This is a genomic window from Hymenobacter sublimis (genome assembly GCF_023101345.1).
Taxonomy (GTDB): Bacteria; Bacteroidota; Bacteroidia; order Cytophagales; family Hymenobacteraceae; genus Hymenobacter; species Hymenobacter sublimis.
In genome coordinates this window covers 3,791,448-3,815,575 of the sequence record NZ_CP095848.1, presented here as the reverse complement: position 1 = coordinate 3,815,575, position 24,128 = coordinate 3,791,448, and the positions used below count along the sequence as shown (strand labels likewise).

Below are 24,128 nucleotides of genomic sequence, written 5' to 3'. Positions count from 1 at the left end.
GGCCCATAACCATCACGGAAAGTCCCATTCCAGGACTGGAATGGGACTTTCCGTGATGGTTATGGGCCGGTGCCCCCTATTCGGCTGCCTTATACACCAGCAGGGGTTGGGCGTGCTCGGCATCATACAGGGAAAGCTCCCCGTTGCTGATGACGTAGCGCCTCACCTGGGGTAGCAGCTGGAAGTAACGCGCCTCCTGGTTTTGGTCGGCGCAGGCAGCGTAGGTTGAGAACTGGTCCCCGAAAGTAAGCTGAGCCGTGCCGGCCGTTAGCTGGTATTTGCCGCCGTATCGGTTACAGGGCGCCTGCCCCGAATTCCGGCTATCCACGGAGCTCAGGAACAGATCGGTGGCGCTGCTGCCGGACTGCTGGCTGGGCGCGTGCCCCTCAATGCCCGTGAGTACCCAGCGCTGATCCAGCAGGTACACCGGCGCGGGCATGGGCTCCGTGTCTTTGGCGCAGCCAGTCAGCAGTGCACTACTCAGAAAGAAAGCCAGGGGTAGAACGCGCCGCATAAGAATCAAGATAAAAAGAGGGAGGAAGTACGGCAAGGAGTGCCGCAGAAGCCAAATGGTTGCATACTTGCAGCATGCCCGTGCCGCTTCCGCTTGTTGTTTCCGATTTCACTCTTCCTTTCGCCGACCATTACCTACGCTGCCGCACCTTGCGCCAACCTGCCGCCACCCCTGCCTCGCGGCCCTGGCTGGTGTTTCTGCATGATTCGCTGGGTAGTATTCAGTTATGGCGCGAGCTGCCGGCTCAGCTGGCGGTAGCTCTGGGCTGCCACGCCCTCATCTACGACCGGCGCGGCTACGGCGAGTCGGCGCCGTTTGGCCCGGAGCCACGCACCCCGGCCTACCTGGAGGAAGAGGCGCTAAGCGTTCCGGCCGTGTTGGCTGCTTGCGGCATTAGCCGGGCCGTGCTGCTGGGCCATTCCGACGGCGGGACGCTGGCCCTGCTGGTAGCCGCGGCCGAGCCTGCGCTGGTTGCGGCGGCCATTACGATAGGGGCCCACGTTTTTGTGGAAGAAGAAACCGTGCGCGGCATCCGGGCAGCTACGCAACAGTACGCCACCACTGAGCTGCCCCAGCGCCTGGCCCGCTACCACGGCGCCAACACCGAAGGCCTGTTCCGGGCCTGGACCGACACCTGGCTGGCCCCCGGTTTTCGCTCCTGGAACATTGAGCACTACCTGCCCCGCGTGCAGTGCCCGCTGCTCGTGGTGCAGGGCACCGCCGATGAGTACGGGACGCCCGCGCAGGTAACTGCCATTGCCGGGCAGGTAGCCGGGCCGGTGCGCACGGCCCTCTTGCCCGGTCTCGGCCACACGCCCCACCGCCAGGCCCCGGAACTGGTAACAGAATTGGTTGTTGGCTTTGTGCGCGAGTTGGTGCCGGACGCCTGATAGGCTTTCACCGAAACCGAGGTACGGCTGAGGTTATATAATTACTGCTTAGTAGTATAATTAGGTTAATTGTTGTTATTTAGTGGTAAGGCTGGTGTAAGAGTAACGCGCGTTGGTACTGTAGTGAAGAGACAGAAACCAGGCTCTTCCATCTGTAAATCAGTGCGTTGACTGCATCTCACCTGTTATTTTTTTTCGTATAGTGAGCCTTTCTTCGTTGGGCTTGGCTGCCGGCCAAACCCGGGCTACCCCCGCTTCACCCTTGCAACTTATTCAGGAGCTGCCCCAGCTGCAACTCTCCCACAACGCGGCCCATAACTGGCTGTATGCCGATTGGCGGGGAAGGCAAACTGCGGCTACCGTACTGGAGGGTGCGGAGCTGATTGTGGCCACAGTGGCGGCTGGAAAGTACAACAAGCTGCTCAATGACAATACCCGCCTGACCATCATGGACGTGACGGCGGCGGAGTGGCGCAGCATGCACGTGCTACCCCGTTTGTTTGCTTGCGGCCTGCAATACCTGGCCTGGGTGTACTCGCCCGACCCCCAGGGCCGCCTGCACACCGATTATTCCGTGGACCATAGTTCGTGGCCCCTGGTGCTCACCTTCGAAGAGTGCAGCATGGCCGCCGAGTGGCTGCGTCAGTACTAACGCCCTGCGCGCCGGCTTGGGCGAGCCAGTTCGTTTGCCTACCGACGGGAAGTTCCAGTTCGCCGAAGCCGCCTGGCCGGCGCTTATCCCAGGGCGTACACGGGGCCTGGTAGCGGGCCAAAGCCACTTTCTTTGGCCCGCCCCCTTCAATGCGTATTCCTACTTTTCTAGCTGAGCGGCTCCTGTATTCCCAGGCCTGCGGCGAGCTACTCCTGCTGCCCGAAGTGCCCTGCCTGCTCATTCGCTGGCACGGGTTTGCCAATAGCGCTAACCTGCGTCGGCTCCTGAACAAGGGCCTGGAGCTGTACCAGCAGTACCGGGCGCAGTACCCTACCCTTGGCTGGCTATCCGATACCCGGCAGTTTGGGGCCATGCTACCCGCCGATCAGCACTGGGCCGCCACCGACTGGAACCGCCGGGCCCACGCGGCCGGCATCCGACACCTGGGCTTTCTGGGGCTCGAAAACGTATTCGGCCAAATTGCCATTCAGCAGTACTCGCGCAACACCACGCACGGCGACTACCGCTTGCAAGTCAGCTACTACGCCTCCCTGAGCCAGGCCTGCCACCGCCTGCCGCAGCTACCCCAACTGGCCGGCAGTAGCTGCCCGTATGTACCGGGCATTTTTGGGCTGAAAACCAGAGGAATTGAAGAGTGGAAATGACGGGCCGGGGTAATTATTTTACGCCGAGTGGTGTTGGGCTGACATCGTTTCATTGCCTACCTTCTGCCATGCAAGTACTACAGCACCTCTGCCTGACTACCCTTTGTGCCACGGGCGTAGCTGCCCCGACGGCCACCTTGGCGGCAGACGGCCCTTCTTCCGTAACGGTGGTAGTATCGGCTCTGGCTTCCACTTCTTCTACCGTGAAGCTCTACTTCTATAATGTGCGGGAGAAGTTTTTGACCAAGGGTGGCTACGCGTTTATGCGGGTTGTAAAGCCCGCCGGGCAGCGGCAGGTAAGCTTGCCCGTTGAGCTGCCCGCCGGCGAGTAGGCCGTGGCCATTACCCAGGATACCAACAACAACGATAAGCTGGATAAGAACTTCATGGGCATTCCTACCGAGCCCTTTGCCTTTTCCAACAACGTGCGCCCCCGCCTGGCCCCGCCCGATTTCAACGACTGCAAGTTCACCGTCAGCGGTGCGGGTAAGGTGGTCAGCATTGCCCTGACCAAGTAACCTTAAGTGCTAATCTTTGCGGAAAGGATGGGCCCCGCGGGCCAGGCGCTCCGTCATTTCCACGGCCCGGCGGGCCCGGGTTTCCGCCTGCCGCCCCGTGCTGATGTGCTGGGCTACGGCCCGGCGCATGCTCCCGGAGAGCCGCGCAAAGTGGGTTTCCGCCTCGGGCCAGGCGGCAAAGGCTTCGGCCAGCTCTTCGGGCAAATCTACGCGGTCCGGGTCGGGGTCGGGCGCCAAACTTAGCCGCACGTGCTGCCCTACCTGCACCCCGGCAGCTTGGCACAGGTCTTTGTTGAGCATAAGGTAGCGGCCCCCGCCGGTTTGGGGAAGCAGGCTCAGCCGCACGGGGTAGCCATTCAGAGTGCCCAGCACCCGCTTGGTGCTTTTGCCGCCCAGGGCTTCCAGCACCAGAGGGGGTACCACTACTACTTGGGTAGGCATGAAGCTGGGCCCCCCAGCCTCCAAGTACGCGTCGAAAGAGTGCAGAAGCATCGGGTAGAATTAGGCCGCCGGGTAACCGCGGTGGTAAGCTAGCACTAGGAAAAACTACAGGCAGAAATACCCAAGGCGGTGGTTGCGCCGGCTCCAACCCGTGTGCCGGGCGTAGCCGGCTGAGCCGGTAGCAATGGCGAAACCTTTTGTCGGCCCTGCGGCTTATATCCGCCTAAACTCGTAAAATTCTGCTGACATGAAAATAGAAATCTGGTCCGACATTGTGTGCCCATTCTGCTACATTGGCAAGCGGCGGCTGGAAAAAGCGCTGGCAACGTTTCCCCACGCCAACACCGTAGAAATTCAGTGGCGCAGCTTCGAACTGGACCCGGAAGCCAAGCCCGAACCCACCACGAGCCTGTACCAGCGCCTGGCCGCCAAGTATGGCAATACTGAGGCGTGGGCCCGCCAAATGAGTGCCAACATGACCCAAATGGCAGCTCAGGAAGGCTTGGCCTTCGACTTCGACCGGGCCGTACCGGCCAACACGTTCCGGGCTCACCGCCTGGTGCATCTGGCCGCCCAGCACGGCCAGCAGGATGCCGCCAAGGAGCGTCTGTTTAAAGCCTACCTCGAAGAAGGCCAGGACATCAACGACACGGTCACGCTCAGTCGTTTAGCCTCAGAATTGGGGCTGCCCACCGCTGAGGTAGAGCAGGTGCTGGCTTCCGAACAGTTTGCCCAGGACGTGCGCCACGATGAGTACCAGGCCCGCCAGATTGGCGTGCGCGGGGTACCCTACTTTGTCTTCGATGATAAGTACGCCGTATCGGGTGCCCAGCCCACCGAGCTGTTTCAGGAAGTGCTGGAGAAAGTGTGGGAAGAATCGCGCCCGCAGCCGGTGCAGCTCGCCGGCTCTGACGGGGCCGCTTGTGGCCTCGACGGCAGCAACTGCTAGGCGCTTCGCTCCGCAGCGTTTCATTCGGCTCATAAAGTAAAAAAGGCTACCCTCCAGTTCGAGGGTAGCCTTTTTTGATGGTAGTAGCTTATTCAGCGGCCCTGAACAGCAGCAGGGGTTTCAAGGAGTTGCTCGCATCAAAAAGGCGTAGCTCCCGGTCTTTGACTTCGTAGCTTACCGTACGGGGCAGCGCGTTCAGATACAGCGTTTCTATGCCCAACGCCGCGCAGTTGATTCTGGTAGCGGCCTGCTCACTGATACGCAACGTACCTCCCGAAGCGCCCAGGGTATAAGTTCCGCCAAAGGAATTGCACGGCCCTAGACCCTCAGTGCGGTTATTCTCAGTGAATTGTAGGTAGGAGCGGTACGTGTCGGAGTAGCTGGAGATGGACAGGGGAGTGTCCTCCACCTGCACCAGCATCCAGCGGGTGCCCGTCAGGGCAGGCTTACCGCTGCTTTCCTTGTCCTGACAACTGCCGAGCATACCCAGACTGGCTACACACGCTACGAGAAAAGCTGTACGCATAGAGGTAATAGTAAAGAGGAATGGATAAGGGGTATTGGGAAGAGGCTAGAAATGCGCAATAGGTTGCAAACAAAAAGCGCTGCCCACAAAGGCAGCGCTTTCCAATGGTAAGAAGCCGGAATAGTTAGGCTGGTTGCTGCTGCAACTGCTCCAACTGCTGGGTAATGAAGTCTATTTCCTGGGGCGAAAGCTGCACATCAATAGCGTGGGCATTCTGCACGGCCTGCTCGGCGTTGCGGGCGCCTACTAGTGCCACCGAAATGCCAGGCTGCGCCAGCGTCCAGCGCAGAACCAGCTGACCCAAGGTAGCGTTTTTGCCTTCCGCCATCGGCCGGATTTTGTCCAGGAAGCCATTCACGCGGGTTACAAATTCCGGCTTGAACAGCGGGTGCGTGGCGCGCAGGTCGCTGGCATCGAAGTGCTGACCGGGCTTGATTTTGCCCGTTAGCAAACCTAGCTGCATAGGGCTATAAGCCAGAATGGCCTTGTTGTGCTGCAGGCAGTAGGGCACCACATCCTTCTCAATATCACGGCGCACCATGCTGTAGGGCACCTGGTTCGAGGCCAGGTTTACTACCTGCTCGGCCTCCTGCATTTGAGCCACGGAATAGTTGCTCACGCCCGCGGCGCGCACCTTGCCCTGCTCAATCAGGCGCTGCACGGCCTCCATGGTGTCGGCAATGGGCGTGGTTTTATCGGGCCAGTGAATCTGGTAGAGGTCAATATAGTCGGTGCCGAGGCGGCGCAGGCTGTCCTCGCACTCCCGAATGATGCTGGCCGGGGCCGCGTACTTGTACACGTCAATGTCCTGGCCCTGGTTGTTCTTGCTTTTGAAGCCGAAGTCGCCCTTCTGCTCGTCCCAGCGCATGCCAAACTTGGTCAGGATCTGGACCTGGTCGCGGGGTAGGGTTTTGATGGCTTCGCCCACGATTTCCTCGCTCAGTCCCTGCCCGTAAATAGGAGCCGTGTCGATGCTGGTTACGCCCAGCTCAAAGGAGGCCCGGATGGCGCCCACGGCGTCGTTCTGTTCCGTGCCGCCCCACATCCAGCCGCCGGCCGCCCAGCTGCCAAACGTAATGCGCGAAACCCGGACTCCGGAGTTGCCTAATTCAGTGTATTCCATGGAAAAGAAGAAAGACGGATCAATGTATGCCGGCGAGTGTGCCGCCGGGGAGTAGGTAGAAACCCGCCCTCGGGCCCAAAGGTTATGGCTCAGCTTCAGGAAACAGCTGCTTTTCGGTTGCTTATGCGCCTTCTCAGTTTCCGTTAGCAGGTAGGTTCTTGCAATGAAATTCTTTGTACCGCAACCAGTGGGGTAGCGCCGGGCTTCCGGCAAGATGCGGGGTAGTAAGTGGCTTCGAGCTGCCAATTTCAATGGGCGTGGCAATCAAGTGCCAACGGCTAAACGGTTGAGCTAGAATAGGAAACTGTCGAGCTAGCCGGCGCGTACACCGCAACTTCCCGGCTGCCGGAAGGGTATAGCCAGTAGATTCTATGCCTTCTTTTACTTAAAACCTGATGAAACCTACCCTACTTGCAGCCTTCCTTTTCCTGCTGGGCCTCGTGAGCAGTTGCTCCTCGCCCGTGGCCGTGCAGCAGAAACCCGGCACCGATTTCAGCCGCTACCGCACTTATGCCTGGGCCAAAACCGACGTGAAGTCCGCCGACTCGCAAAACCCCATTTACAAAAGCAGCCTCAACGACGAAATCATCCAGAACGCCATCAACAGCGAAATGGCCAAGCGTGGTATCCGGCCCGTAACCGGCAACGCCCGCCCCGATTTCTACCTGACCTACCACCTCTACATTGAGGAAGCCGAGCGCACCGTAGCCAACCCTCCGGCCGCGAACTACGCCTTTCCCTACGCCATGTCGTACCGGGGCCGCTTCATCCCCATCAACTACGGCTACTGGTACACCTCGCCCTACTACAACACCGGCTACCGTACCGAAACCTACAACGAAGGCACCATGATCCTGGACATCATTGACGCGCGCAGCCGCAACCTAGTGTGGCGCGGCTCCGTGGCCGACCCCGTGGGCAACCCGGCCCGCCTCGGCGAGGAGTTTGCCAAAGCGGCCAAAGACATCCTCGATAAATTCCCGGTGGAAGAGAAGAAATAAGCTGCCCCCGCCAGTGTCTTGCTCCAACAAAAACGCCTTGCCAAGCCGGCAAGGCGTTTTTGTTGCTTTTTTACTACCCAACTCCTAAGCGCCTTGAACGTGGGGCAGACAAAGCTGAAGCTAGCTTCAGGATGGAGTGAGGGCGTACGAACTGCATCCTTTGAAAATTTTTAATTTGTAATTTTTTGTTGATTTAGTACAATTATTGCCTTGTGCTTACATGCCGTAGGAAGGCAATAGGTAGGGCCGCGGGGTTGTAAATGCCCATTTGATAAAAGGTTGGGCAAGAGAAAGATAATTATATAAGACATCATTTTGTTACCCGTAAACTGAGCTCAACCGTGGTAACACGAGCAGGGGAGGGGCGTACATATGGCCCTATGAACACGAGCTCCACTCCCACCCCTGAATCTACTTCCCGGCTGACTGAACCGGTTGCCGGCGCCCCCTTGGTAATTCCCATTATTGAGGAACACGCCGTGGTAGGGCGCGAGGTAGTGGAAACAGGCCGCGTGCGCCTTTCAAAAACAGTAGAGGAGCACGAGGAAGCCCTAAACTTCACGCTGCTGCACGACGAGGTGCAGGTAGAGCGGGTGCCCATCAACCAGTACGTAACCGACGGCGCTACCCTGCCCGGCGTGCGCTACGAAGGCGACACCATGATTATTCCGGTGGTGCGCGAGGTAGTCGTAAAGCGCATGCTAGTGGTAGAAGAACTGCACATTACCAAGCACCAAGTGCCTACCCAGGAAAGCCACCGCGTAGTGCTGCGCCAAGAAGCGGTACACGTTACCCGTGAGCCGGGCCCGGGCGCTGCTACCCCTCCTCCAACTACATCATTACCTGCCTCTTAAGTTACCCATTTTTCACCCAAAACTCTCCTGAACGCTATGAACCAGACCGTAATAGGAATATTCGAAACCGCTGCCCAGGCGCAGCAAGCCGCCCAACGTCTAGCCGCCGCCGGCTTCAGCACCGAACACGTAGATGTGGCCTCGAGCAACAGCTATAACAGCACCCAAGGTGGCAATAGCAACTACCAGAACAACAGCGGCACGGCCGTAGAAGGCGCCGCCGATGCAGCCGGCCGCACGGCTGAGAAAGCCGGCGACGGTATCAGCAACTTCTTTAGCAACCTCTTTGGCGGCGACGACTCCGAGGATAGCCGCCGCTACTCGCACGTAGCCCGCAATAGCGGCTCGGTAGTAACCGTGCACGCCCACTCAGCTGAAAACGCCGAGCGCGCCGCCGAAATTCTGGACGAAGCCGGTGCTATTGACGTAGATGAGCGCGCCGGCCAGACGGGCTACCAGTACGGCAACAGCTACGGCGCTACTGGTGCCGCCACTACAGCCAGCACCACGGAAACCGGCGCTACCGCCCAGGTAATCGAGGAAAACCTGCAGGTAGGCAAGCGGGTAGAGCAAACCGGCGGAGCCCGCCTGCGCAGCCGCATTGTGGAGCGCCCCGTGGAAGCCAGTGTTCGTTTGCGGGAAGAGCACGTGAACGTGGAGCGTCACGCCGTCAACCGTCCTGCCACGGAAGCCGACTTCGCAGCCTTTAAGGAAGGCGAAATCGAAATTACGGAAAGCGCTGAGCGTGCCGTAGTTGGCAAAGAGGCCCGCGTGGTAGAAGAAATTTCGCTGGGCAAAGAAGTAACCGAGCGCGAAGAAACTATCCGCGACACCGTGCGCAAAACCGAGGTAGACATTGAGCGTCTCGACGGTGGTACTACCAACACCGACACGGACTCCACGTACAACCAGCAGCGCAATAGCTAAGCTTCGGCTTGCTAGTAGGCATAAGGAAAGGCGCCCGGCACATGCCGAGCGCCTTTTTTGCGTGTAAACCTAGTGCTTGGAGCCCGGCGTTTCGGTGTGCTTATCTTCGGCCCTTCGGAGCGGGAGTCACTGCGGGTGGCTTTCGGCTAGGGTTGTTTTTGCTGCAGAGGCAAGCCGCGGTTAGTGGCTGCCAGTGCGGACCACGCTTGTTGCTGTTATTATGAGTTTGTTGCGCGTATCCGGGGTTAGTTTGCAGGAGCGGGAGCGGTACGCCGTGCACAATATCAGCTTCACGCAGCAGCCGTTTCAGAAAGTAGCCATTGCCGCCGAAACCGGGGCCGGAAAAAGTACCCTGCTGCAAATCATTGCCGGGCTGGTGCAGTCCACGGCTGGGGAAGTATGGCTGGAGGACGCGCGCGTGAAAGGCCCGGCCGAACAGCTGATGCCCGGTCACCCAGGCATTGCGTACCTGTCGCAGCAGTTTGAGCTACCTAAGTTTCTGCGCGTGGAGCAGGTGCTGCGCTACGCCAATAAGCTGCCCGAAGCGGCGGCCCAGCGCCTCTACGAGGTTTGCCGCATCAACCACCTGGCCCTGCGGCGCACCGACCAGCTTTCCGGCGGGGAACGGCAGCGCATTGCCCTGGCCCGTTTGCTGCTTTCCTCGCCCAAGCTGCTGCTCCTGGACGAACCCTTCTCCAACCTCGACATGGGCCACAAGCGCCTGCTGAAAGCCGTAATTCAGGACCTCGGCGACCAGCTTGGCATTACCTGCACGCTCATCTCCCATGATCCGCTGGATACCCTGTCCTGGGCCGATGAAATTCTGGTGCTGCAGGAGGGGCGCTTGGTGCAGCAGGGGCCGCCGGCGCAGGTGTACCAACAGCCCGCTTCAGAGTACGTAGCCGGCCTGTTTGGGGGCTACAACCTGCTTACGGGCGCGGCGGCAAAGACCCTGCTTGCCGCCTCCGGCCAGTCCCTAGCGGCGGGCCAGCGTCTGCTGGTTCGTCCGGAGGCTCTTGCAGTGGCAGAGGCCGGACCAATTGGGGTAGCGGGCCGCGTTACAGCCGTCCGGTTTTTCGGGAGCTACTCCGAGCTAGATGTTCGGTTGGGCAAGTCCGTGGTTACCAGCAGAGTTACGGAAAACCGCTTTGGACCGGGCCAGCTGGTGCACGTTAGACTGGCTGCCGAAGGGGGCTGGGTGCTACCTGCCAGCAGCTAGGCAAGCTCAGCAGCACTAGCAAACGGCCGTTGCAACGGAGCATTGCGCTACTCAAACCAGTGCACCAGGAAGCTGGTGCCTTCATTTACCTTGCTGGTTACGGCCAGGTGGCCACCCCGGCTGTCCACGATCCGCTGCACTAGGTATAAGCCCACGCCCGCTCCCGATATGCGCGGATGTTGGCGCTCAAAGTTGTGAAACGCTGGGGTTGGCTCGGTCTGCAGGTTCATGCCCAAGCCGTTGTCTTGCACAAGCAGTTGGGGCTGGCCAGTTTCCGACAGCTCACTGCGCACCACGATGTGCGGGGCACGCTCAGGATGCGCAAACTTCAGGGCGTTGCTGATCAGGTTATGAAGCACGGAGCGCAGGTTAGCGCGCCCGTAGGTAAGGGTAGGCGCCTGGCTCATCTGCAGTTCCACCACTGCTTCTGATTCCTCTACCTGGGCGCGCAGGCCCAGCAGCACTTCTTCGGCTACGCTGCGCAAGTCCAGCGTTTCGGTGGGGGCGGCCAATTCGCGCTGGTTCTGAACCGTGGCGGCCAAATCCTGCAGGGTGCCTTCAAATTGGCTCAGGGCCTCGTCCACCATCTGAATTAGAACTTCCTGCTCGGGGTCGGAGAAGGTAGCCACGCGGTGCAGCTCGTCAAAGAGGCCGCGCAGGTTAAACAAGGGCTGCTTGAGGTCGTGGGAAGCCGTGTACACAAAGGTGTCCAGGTCGCGGTTGGTGCGGGCCAGCTCGTCGTACTGGGTTTGCAGTACCTCGCGCAGGCGGTGCTGGTCATCTACGTCGGTGCAAGCGCCAAACCAGCGCGGACCGCGGGTATCAGTCAGTTGCCGGGCCCGGATGATGTGCCAGCGGTACTGCCCGTCGTGGCGGCGCATCTGGTAAAGGCCCTCGTAGTTTTCACCCGTGCCCACGCACTGCACCCAGCGGCGGGCGGCGGCAGCTTGCTCGCGGGGTTCCAGCAAGGATATCCAGCCAGTAGGGCCCAAGTCTTGGGTTGAGCGACCCGTGTACTCTGCCGTGTGCTGGTTGTAGTAATCGATAAAACCTTCGGCAGTAGCCGTCCAGATAAGCTGAGGAATACTATCGGCCAGAAATTGCAGCTCTGCCTCGCCCCGGCGCAAGGCTTCGGCCAGCTCGCGCTGGTCGTGTACCTCCGTAACGGCGCCGTGCCAGAACACGGGCTTATCGGGGGCGTGCAACTCCGGTAGGGCGCGGCTCAGCATCCAGCGGTACTGCCCGTCATGGCGGCGCAGGCGGTACTCGTAGTTCCAGCCTACCCCATTAGCCCGGGCAGTATCCGACTGGTAAAGCACGCGCAGCCGGTCGTCGGGATGAATGAGTAGGGGCCAAATGGCGTTGACATCGGCCGTGGGGGGCTGGCCGGTAAAGTAGTACCACTGCGGGCTTACGTACTCATATGCCCCAGCGGCATCGGTGGTAAAGGTAATTTGGGGGGCCGTTTCGGTGAGCACGCGCAGGCGAGTATCGAGGCGGCGGGTTTCCAGGGCCAGCTCATGGGCGTGCTGCCGGGCTTCCTCCTGGGCCGTCACATCCACGGCAAACAGCAGCAGCCCTAGCGTTTGGTCGTTTTCATCGTGCAGGGGCTCCAGGGCCAGGTCGAAGTAGCGCGGGGCGCTTTCATCAAAGGCCGCTAGCGGTAAGCGGTAGGCTTTGGCCACGTACGGCCGCCCCGACTGGTACACCTGCTGCATCACCTCCAGCAGGTCCGCCTCCAGGGGGCTCAGGTGCGTTGCCAGGGGTTCACCTTCGGGCGTGCTGCCGCCCAGCAGCGCCTGCATGGCCTCATTCACAAACCCGTAACGCAGCTCCGGCCCGAGCAGGGTAGCAATGCCCGCGGGCATGTGCCGAAGAATGGATTGAAGCTGCTGTTCGCGCATGAGGTGGGGGAGAGGCGGCGGAAAGGGCGGGAAGTGGGAAACTACTAGTGGGCTTCCCGGGTGGGTTGGGCTGAGGCCGGAGCAGCGTCGCTCGGGCCGAATACGGCCTGTCGCACGAGGTCCACAATCAGGGCATCGGCAATGGACATGGTTTCGGGCGTGGGCGGCGCGTGGTGAGGTAGGAAAAAGCCTTCCAGGGCGTCAAAGCCCGCCTGCTCAATAGGGTGAAAGGCCATGGACCACTCCGCGAAGCTGCGGTTGGCAATGGGCTTGTTCACGAGCTGCACTACGTTGGAATGGCGCCCGTCGCGCGAAATCTTTTCGTACAGCGGCTCAATGATGGCCGGGTCACCTTCAATCAGCTGGGCAATGTGGCCGTGGCTGTAAAACAAAACGCCCGTCACCCCGTGCTGGGCGTTGTCGCGGCGGCACTGCTCCAACAGGGCCTTCAAATCGTCGTCGGAGAGGGGGCGGACTGCCCGGCTCATGTATACAAGGTGGTTCATGGAAGCAAACAGTAAAACTCGCCGCGGCCACTGCTACCGGCAGACACGTATGGGGAGGGGAAAGAGAAGTTCAGGGCAGAAAAGGGGACAAGATACGAGCAGATTGGGAACGAACCGAACGAGGCCCCAGCGGGCCAGAAATTGCGCGATTAGTAAGCTCAACTGTAGTGTTGCCTTCCCGAAGCTCGTGCATAACCGGGCCGGCTGGTAGCGCGTAGGTTTACCCCGGTGCAGGTAGGGGACGAGGGGGCGCAATGCCGGCTTGCCCGGGTCTGTGCCATCAACCGGGGCGAGTGCCGCCCTCTTACCACGCAAGCTGATGAAAGCAAGCCAAGCCGCTGGCTGGGGAATTCTGGCTGGTGCGGCCGGGGTAGCCGCCATGACCATAGCCGAAAAAATAGAGCAGCGCTTCACCCGCCGGCCCGACTCATACGTGCCGGCCCACACCCTGGAGCGCCTGCTGGGCCTGCCGCACCGGCCCGATGCGCAACGCCTGGGCCTAAACTGGACCATGCACTGGGGCCAGGGCATTTTGCTGGGCGCGGTGCGGGGCCTGCTGGCCGCCCGGGGCATCCGGGGGCCGGTGGGCTCCTTTCTGTTTCTGAACCTGCGCCTGCTCAACGACCAAACCCTGGAAAACGCTACCGGCGTGGGCGCCCTGCCCTGGACCTGGCCCCGCGACGAGCAGGTTATCGACTTGGTGCACAAGAGCATTTATGCCTTTGTGGCCGGGGCCCTAGCCGACCGGCTGGTGCCCGGCCCGCCGCGCCCGGCCGTTCCGCGGGCCGGCTGGACGGTAGGGCAACCAGCTTAAGCGCCTCTTGGCTAACCCCGCCCGGCACCCGGCCTACCCCGTCCGGCGCGAAAACGTGTTGGGCTTCGGCAAAGAAGCCGATGTTCAGCGTATGTACCATCTAGCGGCCCACAATGGGCTGTTGTTCTAAGAAGTACCCATGACCAGGCTTGCCAGTGTGCTATTAGTTGATGACGATGCAACTACTAATTTTCTGAATGAACTCCTGCTCCGAAAACTTAATGTGGCGGATAAACTTCTGGTGGCCCTCAACGGCCAGGAAGCCCTGGAGCTGCTACACCACCACTGCCAGAGCGCTACTCCCACCTGCCCGGTCCTGATTTTTCTGGACATCAACATGCCCGTTATGGATGGCTTTGAGTTTCTGAATGCCTACCAGCAGCTGGCTTGGATGCAGCAGCGCCACGTTATCATTGTGCTACTCACTACCTCCATGCACTCCCGCGACGTGGCCCAGGCCGAGCGCTTGCCCGTAGCCGACTACGTCAGCAAGCCGCTAAACCAGGAGAAAGTCACGTCCATCCTGCGGCAGCACTTCCCCCTGGCCAGTCCGGAGGCGTAACTCAGGCTATGTGGCTAGTAAGCTCCCGAGCCCGTCCTAGTGCTGAGTGGAAGTTGTTTCGCTTGCTGATTATTTGACCACTGATTACTAGTGCAACATCAGCACGCCAGATGCTTCGCTACGCTCTGCATGACGGGCTTGCTTCAAAGCAAAGGACTTTGGCACCCACCTAGCTTGAGGCGGCTAGGTATTTCCGGCTAGGTGCTGCGAATCGTTGCTTCCCTACATCCTTTCTTCCATTATATCTTTTCATCATGGCTCAATCTTCCACCTCTGGTGCCGACTCTGGCTGGGTAGCTCCCGGCGGCCTTTCTCCAATTCCTAAAGAAGAACTCTTCCGCGTGCTGGACGAGGAAAACATCCAGGAGCAGGACCTGCCGAAAAAGACCAAGCACCTGGCCGACAAAATCCGGGACATCTACGAAAAATCGTCCGGCTACACACTGCAACCCGCCGATATGGAAGCATTTCAGGCCCTAGTGGGCCGCGAAGCCGCTGAGTGGCTGTCCCGCCGCCCGCACGTGTAGGCTCCAGTTACTCCTAGCTCACATAGCAACGGCCGCTCCAAGTTGGGGCGGCCGTTGCTATGTGAGGCCGGACTAGCCGGTACCATTAAAAGACTATACTCCTACCTTCTCCTCACTGCCCAACTCGCTCAGAATGCGCTTGGCGGCTTGCACGCTTTTCACTTCTTCTACGGAGAGGATGAGTTGCTCTTTACGCTCTTTCATGGAAGCGGAGCGGGGGTGAGTTTGCACGTAGCTGAGGATGTTGCCGAAGGTGTCGCTCTGGAAGTAGGGCTCGTTGTTGGTGGCCGGAATGAAGCCTTTGAGCAGGTTCTTCTTGAGCGTGAGCTTCTCGAAGCCGGCCTGGCAGGCCTGCCAGCGCAGGCGCACAATGTCGGCTAGCTGCTCTACCTCGGGGGGGAGGGGGCCGAACCGGTCTACCATGCTGGTGAGCACCTTGCGCAACTCCTCGGGATTTTTGGCCCGGTCCAGCTTGCTGTACAGCTGCAGGCGCTCGGACACGTTGCTTACGTAGCGGTCCGGAATTAGGACTTGCAGGTCCGTTTCGATGTTGCACTCCTTGGGGGCGCTGGTGCCGGCTGCTTCTTGTAGGCGCTGGGTCGGGTCGCCGAGGAACAGGTCGCGGAACTCGGTTTCCTTGAGCTCCTGCACCGCCTCGTCCAGAATCTGGTGGTAGGTTTCAAAGCCCAGGTCGTTGATAAAGCCCGACTGCTCGCCGCCCAGCAGGTTGCCCGCCCCCCGAATGTCCAGGTCGCGCATAGCCACGTTGAAGCCCGCCCCCAGGTCGGAGAATTCCTCCAGGGTACTCAGGCGCTTACGGGCGTCGCTCGGCAGGCCCGCCACCGGGGGCGTGAGCAGGTAGCAGTAGGCCTTTTTATTGGAGCGGCCCACCCGGCCCCGCATCTGGTGCAGGTCACTGAGGCCGTGCATGTGGGCGCGGTTGATGATGATGGTGTTGGCGTTGGCAATGTCCAGGCCCGACTCAATGAGGGTAGTACTCACCAGCACGTCGAAGTCGCCATCCACGAATTTCATCATGCGCTTTTCCAGCAGGTCGCCCTCCATCTGGCCGTGCACGTAGGTTACGCGGGCGTCGGGCACTAGGCGCAGAATCATGCTGGCTTGCTCCTCAATGTCCTTGATGCGGTTGTGCACATAAAACACCTGCCCGCCCCGCTTCAGCTCGCGGGCAATGGCGTCGCGCACCAGCGTCTCGTCGAAGACGTGCAATTCCGTTTGTACGGGTTGCCGATTGGGTGGGGGGGTAGCAATAACCGACAGGTCGCGGGCGCCCATGAGCGAGAAGTGCAGGGTGCGCGGAATGGGCGTGGCCGAGAGGGTCAGTGTGTCCACGTTCACCTTCAGCTCCTTGAGCTTGTCCTTGGTTTTCACCCCGAACTTCTGCTCCTCGTCAATTACCAGCAGGCCCAGGTCCTTGAACTTCACGTCCTTGTTGGTGAGGCGGTGCGTGCCGATAAGAATGTCGGTTTTTCCCTCCGCTACCCGGGCCAGGGTCTCCTTGATTTGCTTGGTGCTCTTGAAGCGGTTCACGTACTCCACCGTCACGGGCAGGTTGCCCAGCCGCTCCCGGAACGTTTTGTAGTGCTGCATGGCCAGGATGGTAGTGGGCACCAGAATAGCCACCTGCTTGCCATCGGCCACGGCCTTGAAGGCGGCCCGAATGGCTACTTCCGTCTTGCCGAAGCCTACGTCGCCGCACACTAGGCGGTCCATGGGATGGGGCACTTCCATGTCGCGCTTCACGTCTTCGGTAGCCTTGGCTTGGTCGGGGGTATCCTCGTAGATGAAGCTCGATTCCAGTTCGGCTTGCATAAAGGAGTCCATGGCGAAGGCGTGGCCGGGCGCGGTTTTGCGCTTGGCATACAGCCGAATTAGCTCAGCCGCAATGTCCTTGACCTTCTTCTTGACCGACTTCTTTTTGTTTTCCCACTCCGGCGAGCCCAGCTTACTCATGGTAGGCGGGTTGCCCTCGGCCCCCGAGTACTTGGCAATCTTGTGTAGGGCGTGAATGCTGACGGTCAGCACGTCGTCGTCGCGGTACACCAGCCGGATAGCCTCCTGCACCCGGTCGTTGATTTCTACCTGGGTCAGGCCGGCAAAGCGGGCAATGCCGTAGTCTTGGTGCACCACGTAGTCGCCGGGTACCAGGGTGCGCAGCTCCTTTAGGGTCAGGGCCTTTTTCTTGGAGAACTTGCGGGTTTCTTGGGCCCGGTAGAAGCGCTCAAACAGTTGGTGGTCAGTGTACACCACCAGTTTCAACGTTTCGTCAATGTAGCCTTCGCGCAGGCCCAGCAGCAAGTGCTGAAACTGCACGTTGTTGTCCAGCTCGTCGAAGATGGTACGCAGGCGGTCGGCCTGGCGCACCTGTTCGGCGGCAATGATGTTGGTATAGCCCTTCTGCTGGTTGTCGTGCAGGTTTTTTACCAGGCGGTTGAAGTCCTTGTTGAAGCTGGGCTGAGGCTTGGCGCTGAAGCTGAACTCTTCGGCCCCGGCCTTGAAGTGAAAACGCTTGCCGAACTCCACTACCGGAAAGCCCTCCAGCAGCTTGCGGAACGTCTTGCCCGACTCAAACAAATCTTCCGGCTTGCTGACTACCTGGGTGCCGCCCGACGCCGCCAGTAGCTCCTTGAAGCCCTGCTCGGCCTTGTCGAAATACTCCTCTACCACGTCCAGGGTCTGGCGCACGTCCTTAGCCCAAATGGCAGTGCTGCGCGGAATAAAGTCCAGAAACGACTCCCGCGTTTCCTGGAGCAGCTTGGTTTGCACGTTTGGGATAATGCTCACCTGCTGGCGCTTCTCCACCGAGAGCTGGCTTTCCGGGTTAAACGTCCGGATGGTTTCCACCTCGTCCCCAAACAGTTCAATGCGGTAGGGTAGCTCGTTGGCGTAGGAAAAGATGTCCACGATGCCGCCACGCACGGCAAACTGCCCGGCCTCGTACACAAAGTCCGAGCGCTCAAAGTCGTACTCGGCCAGCATGTCGCTGATAAAGTTCACGTCCAGCTTGTCGCCTACTTTTACCAGGAAGGTATTCGCTACCAGGCTTTTCTTGTTGATAACCTTCTCAAACAGGGCCTCGGGGTAGGTAACGATGAGGGCCCCGGCGGTTTCTTTGGCGCTGGCTTTGGCACGCTTGCCCTTGGGTTTGGTGGTGCCATCTTCGGTAGCTTCGGCCGCGTCGGCGGCATTTTCAGCGTCCTGCTCGGCGGTGGTTTTGGGCCCACGGTGGGAGTTGAGCTTGTTGAGCACCTCGGCCCGCATGAGCACGTTGGCGTTTTCCGTCTCGTCGAAGGAGTAGGGCCGCTTGTAGGAACTCGGAAACAGCAGGGGCTCCTCCTCCGGCACCAGGTGCTGCAAGTCGGCCAGGAAATAGGCGGCCTCGTCCCGGTCGTGCAGGATGAACAGGTGGTGCTGATCCGGGAACTCCTGGTGCAGGGCGGCGGCCAGCACGGCATCCTGGCTTCCTATCAGGCCCTTCAGGTGCAGGCGCGCGGGCGTCTCGGACTTGTCAGTCGCCGGTTTCAGCGAGTTGCGCGTGGCCGGGTTCAGGCGGGCCCCCACCGTCAGCGTGGTCGGGTCCAGGGAGTAGAGCTTGAGAAAATCGGTGACCTTCAAAACGGGTAGCGGCTAGGGGAGGAAGCAAAGGGAGAAGCCCGGCCGAAGGTAACTCCGGTCGGGCACGTGTGGGGCAAAGCACGCACGGCGGGTGCGCAGGGCGTGTTTCTGCCAGCCGAAAGGTAGGCACCAGTGCTTCAGTTTGTGCAGGGCCGAAGCTCAGGGCTAGTCTTCCAACAAAAATGCACGCTACTGAATACCCCGGCTGGCCTCCGAAAGTTTCCGCCACTTTTCTTCGCCAGCCTCGTATCTTCCCAGTTCACGCGCAGAAGTCGCCCCAGCGGGCATAAGGCAATGGTGGACAAGCAGAAGGAGCAGGGAAGCGACGAGTGGGACGATATTCTGAATCATCTGCGGCAGGTGCGTCAGCAGGTACAGGAGCAGGGCCCCCTTCCCGAGCATGAGAAGCAGCAAGTAACCGATGCCTTCCACCGTGGCCTGGCCCTGTTGGAAAACCAAGTGCGCGATGCTCAAGGCGGCTTGCACGGCAGCTCCGGCGGCTGGTAGCAGCTGGCACTTTGGGCAGTTTCTTAGCGGTTGTCTTTATAAAGCATCTAGACTGAGTAGGCTGGAGCACCACTGCTCCATGTGCTTATCTGCACCTACTTTCCTCACTGGCCCTCCTGAACCCTGCGCAGGACCATTTCATGCATGAACAAAAGGTTGAGATACCTGCTGCTGCTCGTTCGTGATAAGGTTCTGCGCTGGGTTCAGGGAGAAGACAGGTACGAGGAACCTGACGTATCGGTGATGCAGAATAAGAATGTACAAGCAAAAAGTAAGCTGATAGCTGCCGCAGGAGCTACCTCCTAAAATGCTCAAGCTACTACAGCGGTAGTAAGCGGCACATAAACGCGGCAGCAATTATCCGGGACTTGGTTTAAGTGCCGAACCCGGCTGCCAGCCTGCTACCTACTACGGGCCGGTGGTACGCGCAAAAACCTGCTGCGGCTTGTAGTAAAGCGGCTCGTCTGGGCGGTATCTTTACGGCTTATTCTCTATGATACTTTTTTAGTGCGCGGTTCTTCTCACTTGGCCATTGGCCTGATTACCGGCGTGGCTGTTGCGGGCCTCGTACCGGGTATTCCGTTTTCACCCGCCGGCATTGCCCTGGCCGGTTTTTCCTCCCTAGCCCCCGACCTCGACCACCCCGGCTCCCGCCTAAGCAAGCGCCTGGGGTTTGCGCAAGCCTACGTGCGGTGGGCCTTTGTGGCCGTAGCGGCCGGACTGGCGCTCTACACCCACTTCCAGCTACCCCTCGGCCCCGACCGTCGCCTGGGCTTTACCATTGCCCTGGCATTTGGTCTGATTGGGGCGGCCATGCAGGGCGACTCTACCCGCAAGCTGGCCCTGCTCTTTACCGGGCTTTGCACGCTGGTGGCGGGGCTTTACACCGGCTACATCTGGCTGAGCATGCTGGGTTTGTTTGTGTCAGTAGCCCCCTTCACCTCCCACCGCTCCTGGACGCACACGCTTTGGGCCACTGGCCTATGGACCTACATTGGCCACCTGGCCGATAAGGGCCTGGGCTGGCACGGCGTGGCGCTGTTTGCTGGCGCGGGCTACGCCTCCCACCTGCTGGCCGATACCCTCACGAAAGCCGGCGTGAAGTGGCTCATGCCCCTGACTGACTTCTCCCTGAAAATTCCCCTGATTCGGACGGGCTCCAAAAGCGGTAACCTGTTGGAGCTGGCAATCTGTGCGGGCTATGGGCTGCTGGTGCTGGGGTTGGTAGTAGGCCGGCTGGGGTTCTAGTGCGGGCGGGTTGCTAGGCAAGGCAAGCTTGCCGGGCCTCTGCCGGCGGAACCCGGCGCTATTAGTCTGATGTTACTGGCACTTGGGCTATAAAACAGGGCAGTCAGGCGAATTGGCTGCTAGTACGCGGACCGGAATTGTATATTTGATTACTACGTATCCGCGGTTCTATTTGTAGGATTTAGGAATGACGATTTTGCGCTAAAACCCGTTCTCCGCCGCAAAGCTCAGCGTATTAAGTTTGTAGCAGAAGCGTTTAATTTGCACTTATCGGATTCGCATAATACATATATATGCTTTAATATTGTAGAGGAACCCGCCTGCTATATTCCGACGTGATACGGGTAGAATATCACCCGTGTGGAGGCCGTTATCCTCTTCATGAAGGTCTCATGTGGGCAGTTATTATCTAGCGTGCTGAGAGAACTGACGCATATTCTTTACCAGCTAACTCGCACGTGCTCATTCGCTAAAACCGCCTAGCCTATGGTTTACTGCATTACTGTAAGGTCTACAACTTGTATCTTTGATCGGGCATGTGTACGCCACGCGCCCACCCGAACCAACTTACCCGCTCTTACTCACACACACCTTTTTGCGCTCAACCCGTTTCTTGTATGAACCAGATGAATAGCCCTTTAATTAGGATCGGCGTCTTCTATGACGGCAATTATTTCCTGAAAATCAGTGATTACTACTACTTCCAGCATGACCGTAAGGCCCGTATTAGCTTGGAAGGCCTCCATGAATTTATTCGTCATCAGGTTGCTGAAGAAGAAGACGTAGACGTACGTCTGAGCCAGATAATTGACTCTCACTTCTTCCGCGGCCGCCTCTCCGCCACGGAAGCTCGCGACAAAGACCGGCTGTTCCACGACCGGCTCCTCGACGATATCCTGATGAACATGGGCATTCAGACCCACTACATGCCCCTGAAAACGCGCGATGGCCGTTTGCAAGAGAAGGGCATTGACGTGTGGTTGTCCCTGGAAGCCTTGGAGTTGGCTATCCACAAGAGCTTCGACGTAGTCGTGCTCATTGCCGGCGACTCTGACTACGCCCCCCTGATCAAGAAGCTCAACACCGTGGGTACCCGCGTGATGCTCCTGAACTGGGACTTCAAATACACCGACTTCAAGGGCGAAAACCGCGTAACCCGCGCCTCGCAGCAACTGCTGGAGCAGGCTACCTACCCCGTGCAAATGCACGAAGTCATTGACCAGGGCCTGAGCACGGGCGACGAGCTAATTGAGTCGATGTTCGTGAACACGCCTGAGCCAGTAGCCTTCCCTGCGCCCAAGCCCGTACGCCCCACCGGCCCCACGGCCGCGGGTCCGGTAGGCACGGTGGGTATCAGCACCATCAAAAACCTCAAGAATGGTTTTGGTTTCGTGGTAATGCCCCCGAACAACCTGTTCTTCAGCTACGCCGACATGGCCGAGGGTGACTTCAACGAGCTGCACGAAGGCGACTGGGTGGAGTTCACGGTGGGCCGCAACCACCGCGACGAAGACTGTGCCCGTAACGTGCGCAAAGTAGAAGCCCCCGAAATGGAAGAAGGCGACGAGTACGACGAGCACGAGCACGAGTCGGCCGGCTCTCCCGAACGCCTGTAATAACTAGCCTCGGTTCGGTAGCTCCCAAGCCGCCGGGCAGCCTGCGTGAGACAGGCCGCCCGGCGGCTTCTTTTTAGTGGTGAGGTGGTGAGTGAATTATTATAGCGAGGAGGCAAGGCACAACGCCGCCATCCGTCCTGGCCGGAATGCTACCCCTCTAAAATGTGACAAGCCCTTGATGTATGGTAGCGTCAAGGGCTTGTCACGTTTCTAGGTTTTAAGGCAAATGAGAGGAATGGGGTCGGTGCCCTCGCTAGGACGGCATGGGGCAGATGCATGTACTCGGCAAACTCACTCATTCACTCAGTTACTCAGTCACCATCTCACCACGTAAGGTCTCGCTTGGAGGCGGGGTAGCGGTTGAAGGTGCCCATGCCCCGGGCTACCACCAGATTGTTGCGGGCGGGACAGCTGATAAAGGCACTGCTTACAACCAACGTTTTGCCGTGGTGTTCCACTAGGCCGTGGGCCAGTAGCTGGTCGTGCAGATGAACGGGGTGGAGGTAGTTAATCTTAAACTCCACCGTTGAAACCAGCTCCGCGGTGGTAAAGGCCAACGAAAGCGCGGCGGCGCCCAGCGTGGCATCCATTAGGCCGGCCAGCACGCCCCCGTGGCAGGTGCCGGGCGAAGACAGGTGCTCGTCGCGGATGGTCATGGTGTAGCGCACGTTGCCGGGCTCCTGTACCATTAGCTCCATGCCATTGGCGCGGCCATAGTGGTTTATTTGGTTGTAGATGGCGAGCAGGGCGGCAGGGTCGGGAGTGGGTTTCATAACCGGAAAAAGCAGAAACGGGCGGGTTGGAATACCCGCAAAAGGTAGAGTACTTTAGGCAAATCCCTGCCGACCATACCTGTCTGTTCCTCTTTCGCCGCGCTCTACTGCTATTGCCCGCACGGCGAGTAGTAACCGCCAGTACCCGGACCAGTACGGGGCAGAAAGCGCGGGTAGGAGGCCCAGGATTGCCGCCGCCGGCCACCTCAACCATTCTACCATTTCCCTACCTCACTATCTTTGAGCCAACCTGCGTGGGTGCCCTACGTAGCGCAGACTTTCTCCTTTCACCTTCCTTCTCCCCATGGCATCATTCGATATCGTGAGCAAAGTTGATCCGCAGACGCTTGAAAATGCGGTAAATACGGCCAAAAAAGAACTGCAGACCCGCTACGACCTGCGTGATACCAAAGGTGGTATTGAGCTAGATAAGAAAGCTAATACCGTTACCCTAACCTCCGAAAACTCCATGCGCGTGAAAGCCCTGGAGGACATTTTGCTCACCCGCGTGGTGAAGCAAGGCATTGATGGCACGGCCCTCGACTTTTCGGCTGAAGAGCAGGCCAACGGTGCCCTCATCAAGAAAGTTATTAAGGTGCGCGCCGGGGTAGATAAGGAAGCGGGCCGCAAAATCATCAAAGCCATCAAGGACGGTAAGGCCAAGGTAGAAGCCCAGATGCAGGACGACCAAGTGCGCGTCACGGCCAAGAAAATCGACGAATTGCAGGCTGCCATTGCCATTCTCCGCCGAACCGACATCGGCCAGCCCCTGCAGTTCGTCAATATGAAGTCGTAGGGCGCGGCGGACGAAACCGGGGCCTTTGCGTACTACTGCCAGCTTCTGGGCTGACAGCCGGCGTGGCCTTCTCGTCCTGACTGCTCCTGGCGCGCTACTCCATCATTTCACTACCGCTTCCATGCACTTCGACTTCTCCGTTTTTTCTGACCCCCAAACCTGGGTGAGCCTGCTGACGCTCACGTTCATGGAAATTGTGCTGGGTATTGACAACATCATCTTTATTTCCATCATCGTCAACCGCCTACCGCAGGAGCAGCACAGCCGCGGCCGCACCATCGGGCTGCTGCTGGCCCTGTTGTTCCGGATTGGGCTGCTGCTGAGTATTTCCTGGATTGTAGGCCTGAAAGCGCCGCTCTTTAGCATTCCCGTGCCGTGGATGCAGGAGGGCTGGAACGTAACGGGCCGCGACCTGATTCTGCTGGGTGGGGGCTTGTTCCTGATTGGTAAGAGTACCACCGAGATTCACACCAAGCTGCAGGGCGAGGAGGAAGAGGGCCACAACGCCAAGGGCGGCGCTTCCATGGGCAGCGTCATCCTGCAGATTATTCTGATTGACATTGTGTTCAGCTTCGACTCGATTCTGACGGCCGTGGGCCTCGTGGATAACGTGCTGATTATGATTCTGGCCGTTATCCTGTCCATGGGCGTGATGCTGGTATTCAGCGGTATTGTGGCCGACTTCGTGAACCGCAACCCTACCATCAAAATGCTGGCCCTTTCCTTCCTGATTATGATTGGGGTCATGCTCGTGATGGAAGCCTTCCACAAGGAAATTGAGAAGGGCTACATCTACTTCGCCATGTTCTTCTCCCTGATTGTGGAGGTGCTGAACATGCGGTTGCGTAAGAAGGCTGCCCCCGTGCAGCTCCGCGACTCTCAATACGACTAAACGCGCGCCGCGTACTACCCAGCAAAAAGCCCCCGAAGCGTACGCTTCGGGGGCTTTTTGCTGGGTAG

General features: G+C 59.3%; 27 protein-coding genes. 19 read left to right on the top strand and 8 right to left on the bottom strand.

The window, feature by feature from the left end; translation table 11 throughout:
* Positions 1 to 76 precede the first annotated feature (76 nt).
* Complete coding sequence (locus tag MWH26_RS15970) at positions 77 to 514, bottom strand: META domain-containing protein (RefSeq protein WP_247975052.1); 438 nt, start codon at positions 512 to 514, stop codon at positions 77 to 79.
* 74 nt (positions 515 to 588) lie between these two features.
* Between MWH26_RS15970 and MWH26_RS15965 the strand changes: the two genes are divergently transcribed.
* From MWH26_RS15965 to MWH26_RS15945, 5 genes are all read left to right on the top strand, one after another.
* Positions 589 to 1,404, top strand: coding sequence for an alpha/beta fold hydrolase (locus MWH26_RS15965; RefSeq protein ID WP_247975051.1), 816 nt, complete (start codon positions 589 to 591; stop codon positions 1,402 to 1,404).
* A gap of 202 nt (positions 1,405 to 1,606) precedes the next feature.
* On the top strand, positions 1,607 to 2,056 hold the full coding sequence (locus tag MWH26_RS15960; RefSeq protein ID WP_247975050.1) for a hypothetical protein: 450 nt from the start codon (positions 1,607 to 1,609) through the stop codon (positions 2,054 to 2,056).
* A 149-nt stretch (positions 2,057 to 2,205) separates the two neighbouring features.
* The gene (locus tag MWH26_RS15955) at positions 2,206 to 2,721 is read left to right on the top strand and encodes a hypothetical protein (protein WP_247975049.1); all 516 of its coding nucleotides are present in this window, start codon (positions 2,206 to 2,208) and stop codon (positions 2,719 to 2,721) included.
* A gap of 68 nt (positions 2,722 to 2,789) precedes the next feature.
* The gene (locus MWH26_RS15950; RefSeq protein ID WP_247975048.1) at positions 2,790 to 3,053 is read left to right on the top strand and encodes a hypothetical protein; all 264 of its coding nucleotides are present in this window, start codon (positions 2,790 to 2,792) and stop codon (positions 3,051 to 3,053) included.
* Positions 3,054 to 3,056: 3 nt separating this feature from the next.
* On the top strand, positions 3,057 to 3,239 hold the full coding sequence (locus MWH26_RS15945; RefSeq protein WP_247975047.1) for a DUF2141 domain-containing protein: 183 nt from the start codon (positions 3,057 to 3,059) through the stop codon (positions 3,237 to 3,239).
* A 9-nt stretch (positions 3,240 to 3,248) separates the two neighbouring features.
* Here the strand turns inward: MWH26_RS15945 and MWH26_RS15940 are convergent, their stop codons facing one another.
* On the bottom strand, positions 3,249 to 3,731 hold the full coding sequence (locus MWH26_RS15940; RefSeq protein ID WP_247975046.1) for a YdeI/OmpD-associated family protein: 483 nt from the start codon (positions 3,729 to 3,731) through the stop codon (positions 3,249 to 3,251).
* 196 nt (positions 3,732 to 3,927) lie between these two features.
* Between MWH26_RS15940 and MWH26_RS15935 the strand changes: the two genes are divergently transcribed.
* Complete coding sequence (locus MWH26_RS15935; RefSeq protein ID WP_247975045.1) at positions 3,928 to 4,629, top strand: DsbA family oxidoreductase; 702 nt, start codon at positions 3,928 to 3,930, stop codon at positions 4,627 to 4,629.
* An 88-nt stretch (positions 4,630 to 4,717) separates the two neighbouring features.
* Here the strand turns inward: MWH26_RS15935 and MWH26_RS15930 are convergent, their stop codons facing one another.
* Positions 4,718 to 5,155 (bottom strand): META domain-containing protein, encoded by a 438-nt coding sequence (locus MWH26_RS15930; RefSeq protein WP_247975044.1) that lies wholly within the window; start codon positions 5,153 to 5,155, stop codon positions 4,718 to 4,720.
* A gap of 124 nt (positions 5,156 to 5,279) precedes the next feature.
* A complete protein-coding gene (locus tag MWH26_RS15925; RefSeq protein WP_247975043.1) occupies positions 5,280 to 6,278 on the bottom strand; it encodes an aldo/keto reductase in 999 nt (332 codons plus the stop codon).
* A 395-nt stretch (positions 6,279 to 6,673) separates the two neighbouring features.
* Here MWH26_RS15925 and MWH26_RS15920 point away from each other — a divergent pair, with 395 nt between their 5' ends.
* The 4 genes from MWH26_RS15920 to MWH26_RS15905 all read left to right on the top strand — a co-directional run bounded on the left by MWH26_RS15920 (position 6,674) and on the right by MWH26_RS15905 (position 10,279).
* On the top strand, positions 6,674 to 7,279 hold the full coding sequence (locus MWH26_RS15920; RefSeq protein ID WP_244697677.1) for a DUF4136 domain-containing protein: 606 nt from the start codon (positions 6,674 to 6,676) through the stop codon (positions 7,277 to 7,279).
* Between the two features lie 380 nt (positions 7,280 to 7,659).
* Positions 7,660 to 8,133 carry a YsnF/AvaK domain-containing protein gene (locus MWH26_RS15915; protein WP_247975042.1) on the top strand — a complete coding sequence of 158 codons (474 nt, stop codon included), beginning with the start codon at positions 7,660 to 7,662 and terminating at the stop codon, positions 8,131 to 8,133.
* Positions 8,134 to 8,169: 36 nt separating this feature from the next.
* Positions 8,170 to 9,060, top strand: a complete 891-nt coding sequence (locus MWH26_RS15910; RefSeq protein ID WP_247975041.1) for a YsnF/AvaK domain-containing protein — start codon at positions 8,170 to 8,172, stop codon at positions 9,058 to 9,060.
* Between the two features lie 220 nt (positions 9,061 to 9,280).
* Positions 9,281 to 10,279 carry an ABC transporter ATP-binding protein gene (locus MWH26_RS15905; RefSeq protein ID WP_247975040.1) on the top strand — a complete coding sequence of 333 codons (999 nt, stop codon included), beginning with the start codon at positions 9,281 to 9,283 and terminating at the stop codon, positions 10,277 to 10,279.
* A 47-nt stretch (positions 10,280 to 10,326) separates the two neighbouring features.
* On the opposite strand, the gene MWH26_RS15900 is transcribed toward MWH26_RS15905, so the two are convergent.
* A complete protein-coding gene (locus MWH26_RS15900) occupies positions 10,327 to 12,183 on the bottom strand; it encodes a PAS domain-containing sensor histidine kinase (RefSeq protein ID WP_247975039.1) in 1,857 nt (618 codons plus the stop codon).
* Between the two features lie 44 nt (positions 12,184 to 12,227).
* On the bottom strand, positions 12,228 to 12,689 hold the full coding sequence (locus MWH26_RS15895; protein WP_247975038.1) for a BLUF domain-containing protein: 462 nt from the start codon (positions 12,687 to 12,689) through the stop codon (positions 12,228 to 12,230).
* A gap of 319 nt (positions 12,690 to 13,008) precedes the next feature.
* Between MWH26_RS15895 and MWH26_RS15890 the strand changes: the two genes are divergently transcribed.
* The 4 genes from MWH26_RS15890 (at position 13,009) to MWH26_RS15880 (ending at position 14,592) form a co-directional block, all read left to right on the top strand.
* On the top strand, positions 13,009 to 13,503 hold the full coding sequence (locus MWH26_RS15890) for a hypothetical protein (protein WP_247975037.1): 495 nt from the start codon (positions 13,009 to 13,011) through the stop codon (positions 13,501 to 13,503).
* A 7-nt stretch (positions 13,504 to 13,510) separates the two neighbouring features.
* Positions 13,511 to 13,633, top strand: coding sequence for a hypothetical protein (locus MWH26_RS20160; RefSeq protein ID WP_262921962.1), 123 nt, complete (start codon positions 13,511 to 13,513; stop codon positions 13,631 to 13,633).
* Between the two features lie 9 nt (positions 13,634 to 13,642).
* Positions 13,643 to 14,065 (top strand): response regulator, encoded by a 423-nt coding sequence (locus MWH26_RS15885; protein ID WP_244697665.1) that lies wholly within the window; start codon positions 13,643 to 13,645, stop codon positions 14,063 to 14,065.
* Positions 14,066 to 14,319: 254 nt separating this feature from the next.
* A complete protein-coding gene (locus MWH26_RS15880; protein WP_247975036.1) occupies positions 14,320 to 14,592 on the top strand; it encodes a hypothetical protein in 273 nt (90 codons plus the stop codon).
* 93 nt (positions 14,593 to 14,685) lie between these two features.
* Here the strand turns inward: MWH26_RS15880 and mfd are convergent, their stop codons facing one another.
* Positions 14,686 to 18,228, bottom strand: coding sequence for a transcription-repair coupling factor (gene mfd, locus MWH26_RS15875; protein ID WP_247975035.1), 3,543 nt, complete (start codon positions 18,226 to 18,228; stop codon positions 14,686 to 14,688).
* Between the two features lie 294 nt (positions 18,229 to 18,522).
* On the opposite strand from mfd, the gene MWH26_RS15870 reads away from it, so the two are divergent.
* From MWH26_RS15870 to MWH26_RS15860, 3 genes are all read left to right on the top strand, one after another.
* Positions 18,523 to 18,735, top strand: a complete 213-nt coding sequence (locus MWH26_RS15870; protein ID WP_244697660.1) for a hypothetical protein — start codon at positions 18,523 to 18,525, stop codon at positions 18,733 to 18,735.
* 507 nt (positions 18,736 to 19,242) lie between these two features.
* Entirely contained in the window at positions 19,243 to 19,983 is a 741-nt protein-coding gene (locus MWH26_RS15865) for a metal-dependent hydrolase (RefSeq protein ID WP_244697659.1), read from the top strand.
* 617 nt (positions 19,984 to 20,600) lie between these two features.
* Positions 20,601 to 21,599 (top strand): NYN domain-containing protein, encoded by a 999-nt coding sequence (locus MWH26_RS15860; RefSeq protein ID WP_188555873.1) that lies wholly within the window; start codon positions 20,601 to 20,603, stop codon positions 21,597 to 21,599.
* Positions 21,600 to 21,922: 323 nt separating this feature from the next.
* Here the strand turns inward: MWH26_RS15860 and MWH26_RS15855 are convergent, their stop codons facing one another.
* A complete protein-coding gene (locus tag MWH26_RS15855; RefSeq protein ID WP_244697657.1) occupies positions 21,923 to 22,372 on the bottom strand; it encodes a PaaI family thioesterase in 450 nt (149 codons plus the stop codon).
* 304 nt (positions 22,373 to 22,676) lie between these two features.
* On the opposite strand from MWH26_RS15855, the gene MWH26_RS15850 reads away from it, so the two are divergent.
* Both MWH26_RS15850 and MWH26_RS15845 read left to right on the top strand, forming a co-directional pair.
* Complete coding sequence (locus tag MWH26_RS15850; RefSeq protein WP_244697655.1) at positions 22,677 to 23,168, top strand: YajQ family cyclic di-GMP-binding protein; 492 nt, start codon at positions 22,677 to 22,679, stop codon at positions 23,166 to 23,168.
* 121 nt (positions 23,169 to 23,289) lie between these two features.
* On the top strand, positions 23,290 to 24,060 hold the full coding sequence (locus tag MWH26_RS15845) for a TerC family protein (RefSeq protein WP_244697654.1): 771 nt from the start codon (positions 23,290 to 23,292) through the stop codon (positions 24,058 to 24,060).
* Positions 24,061 to 24,128 lie beyond the last annotated feature (68 nt).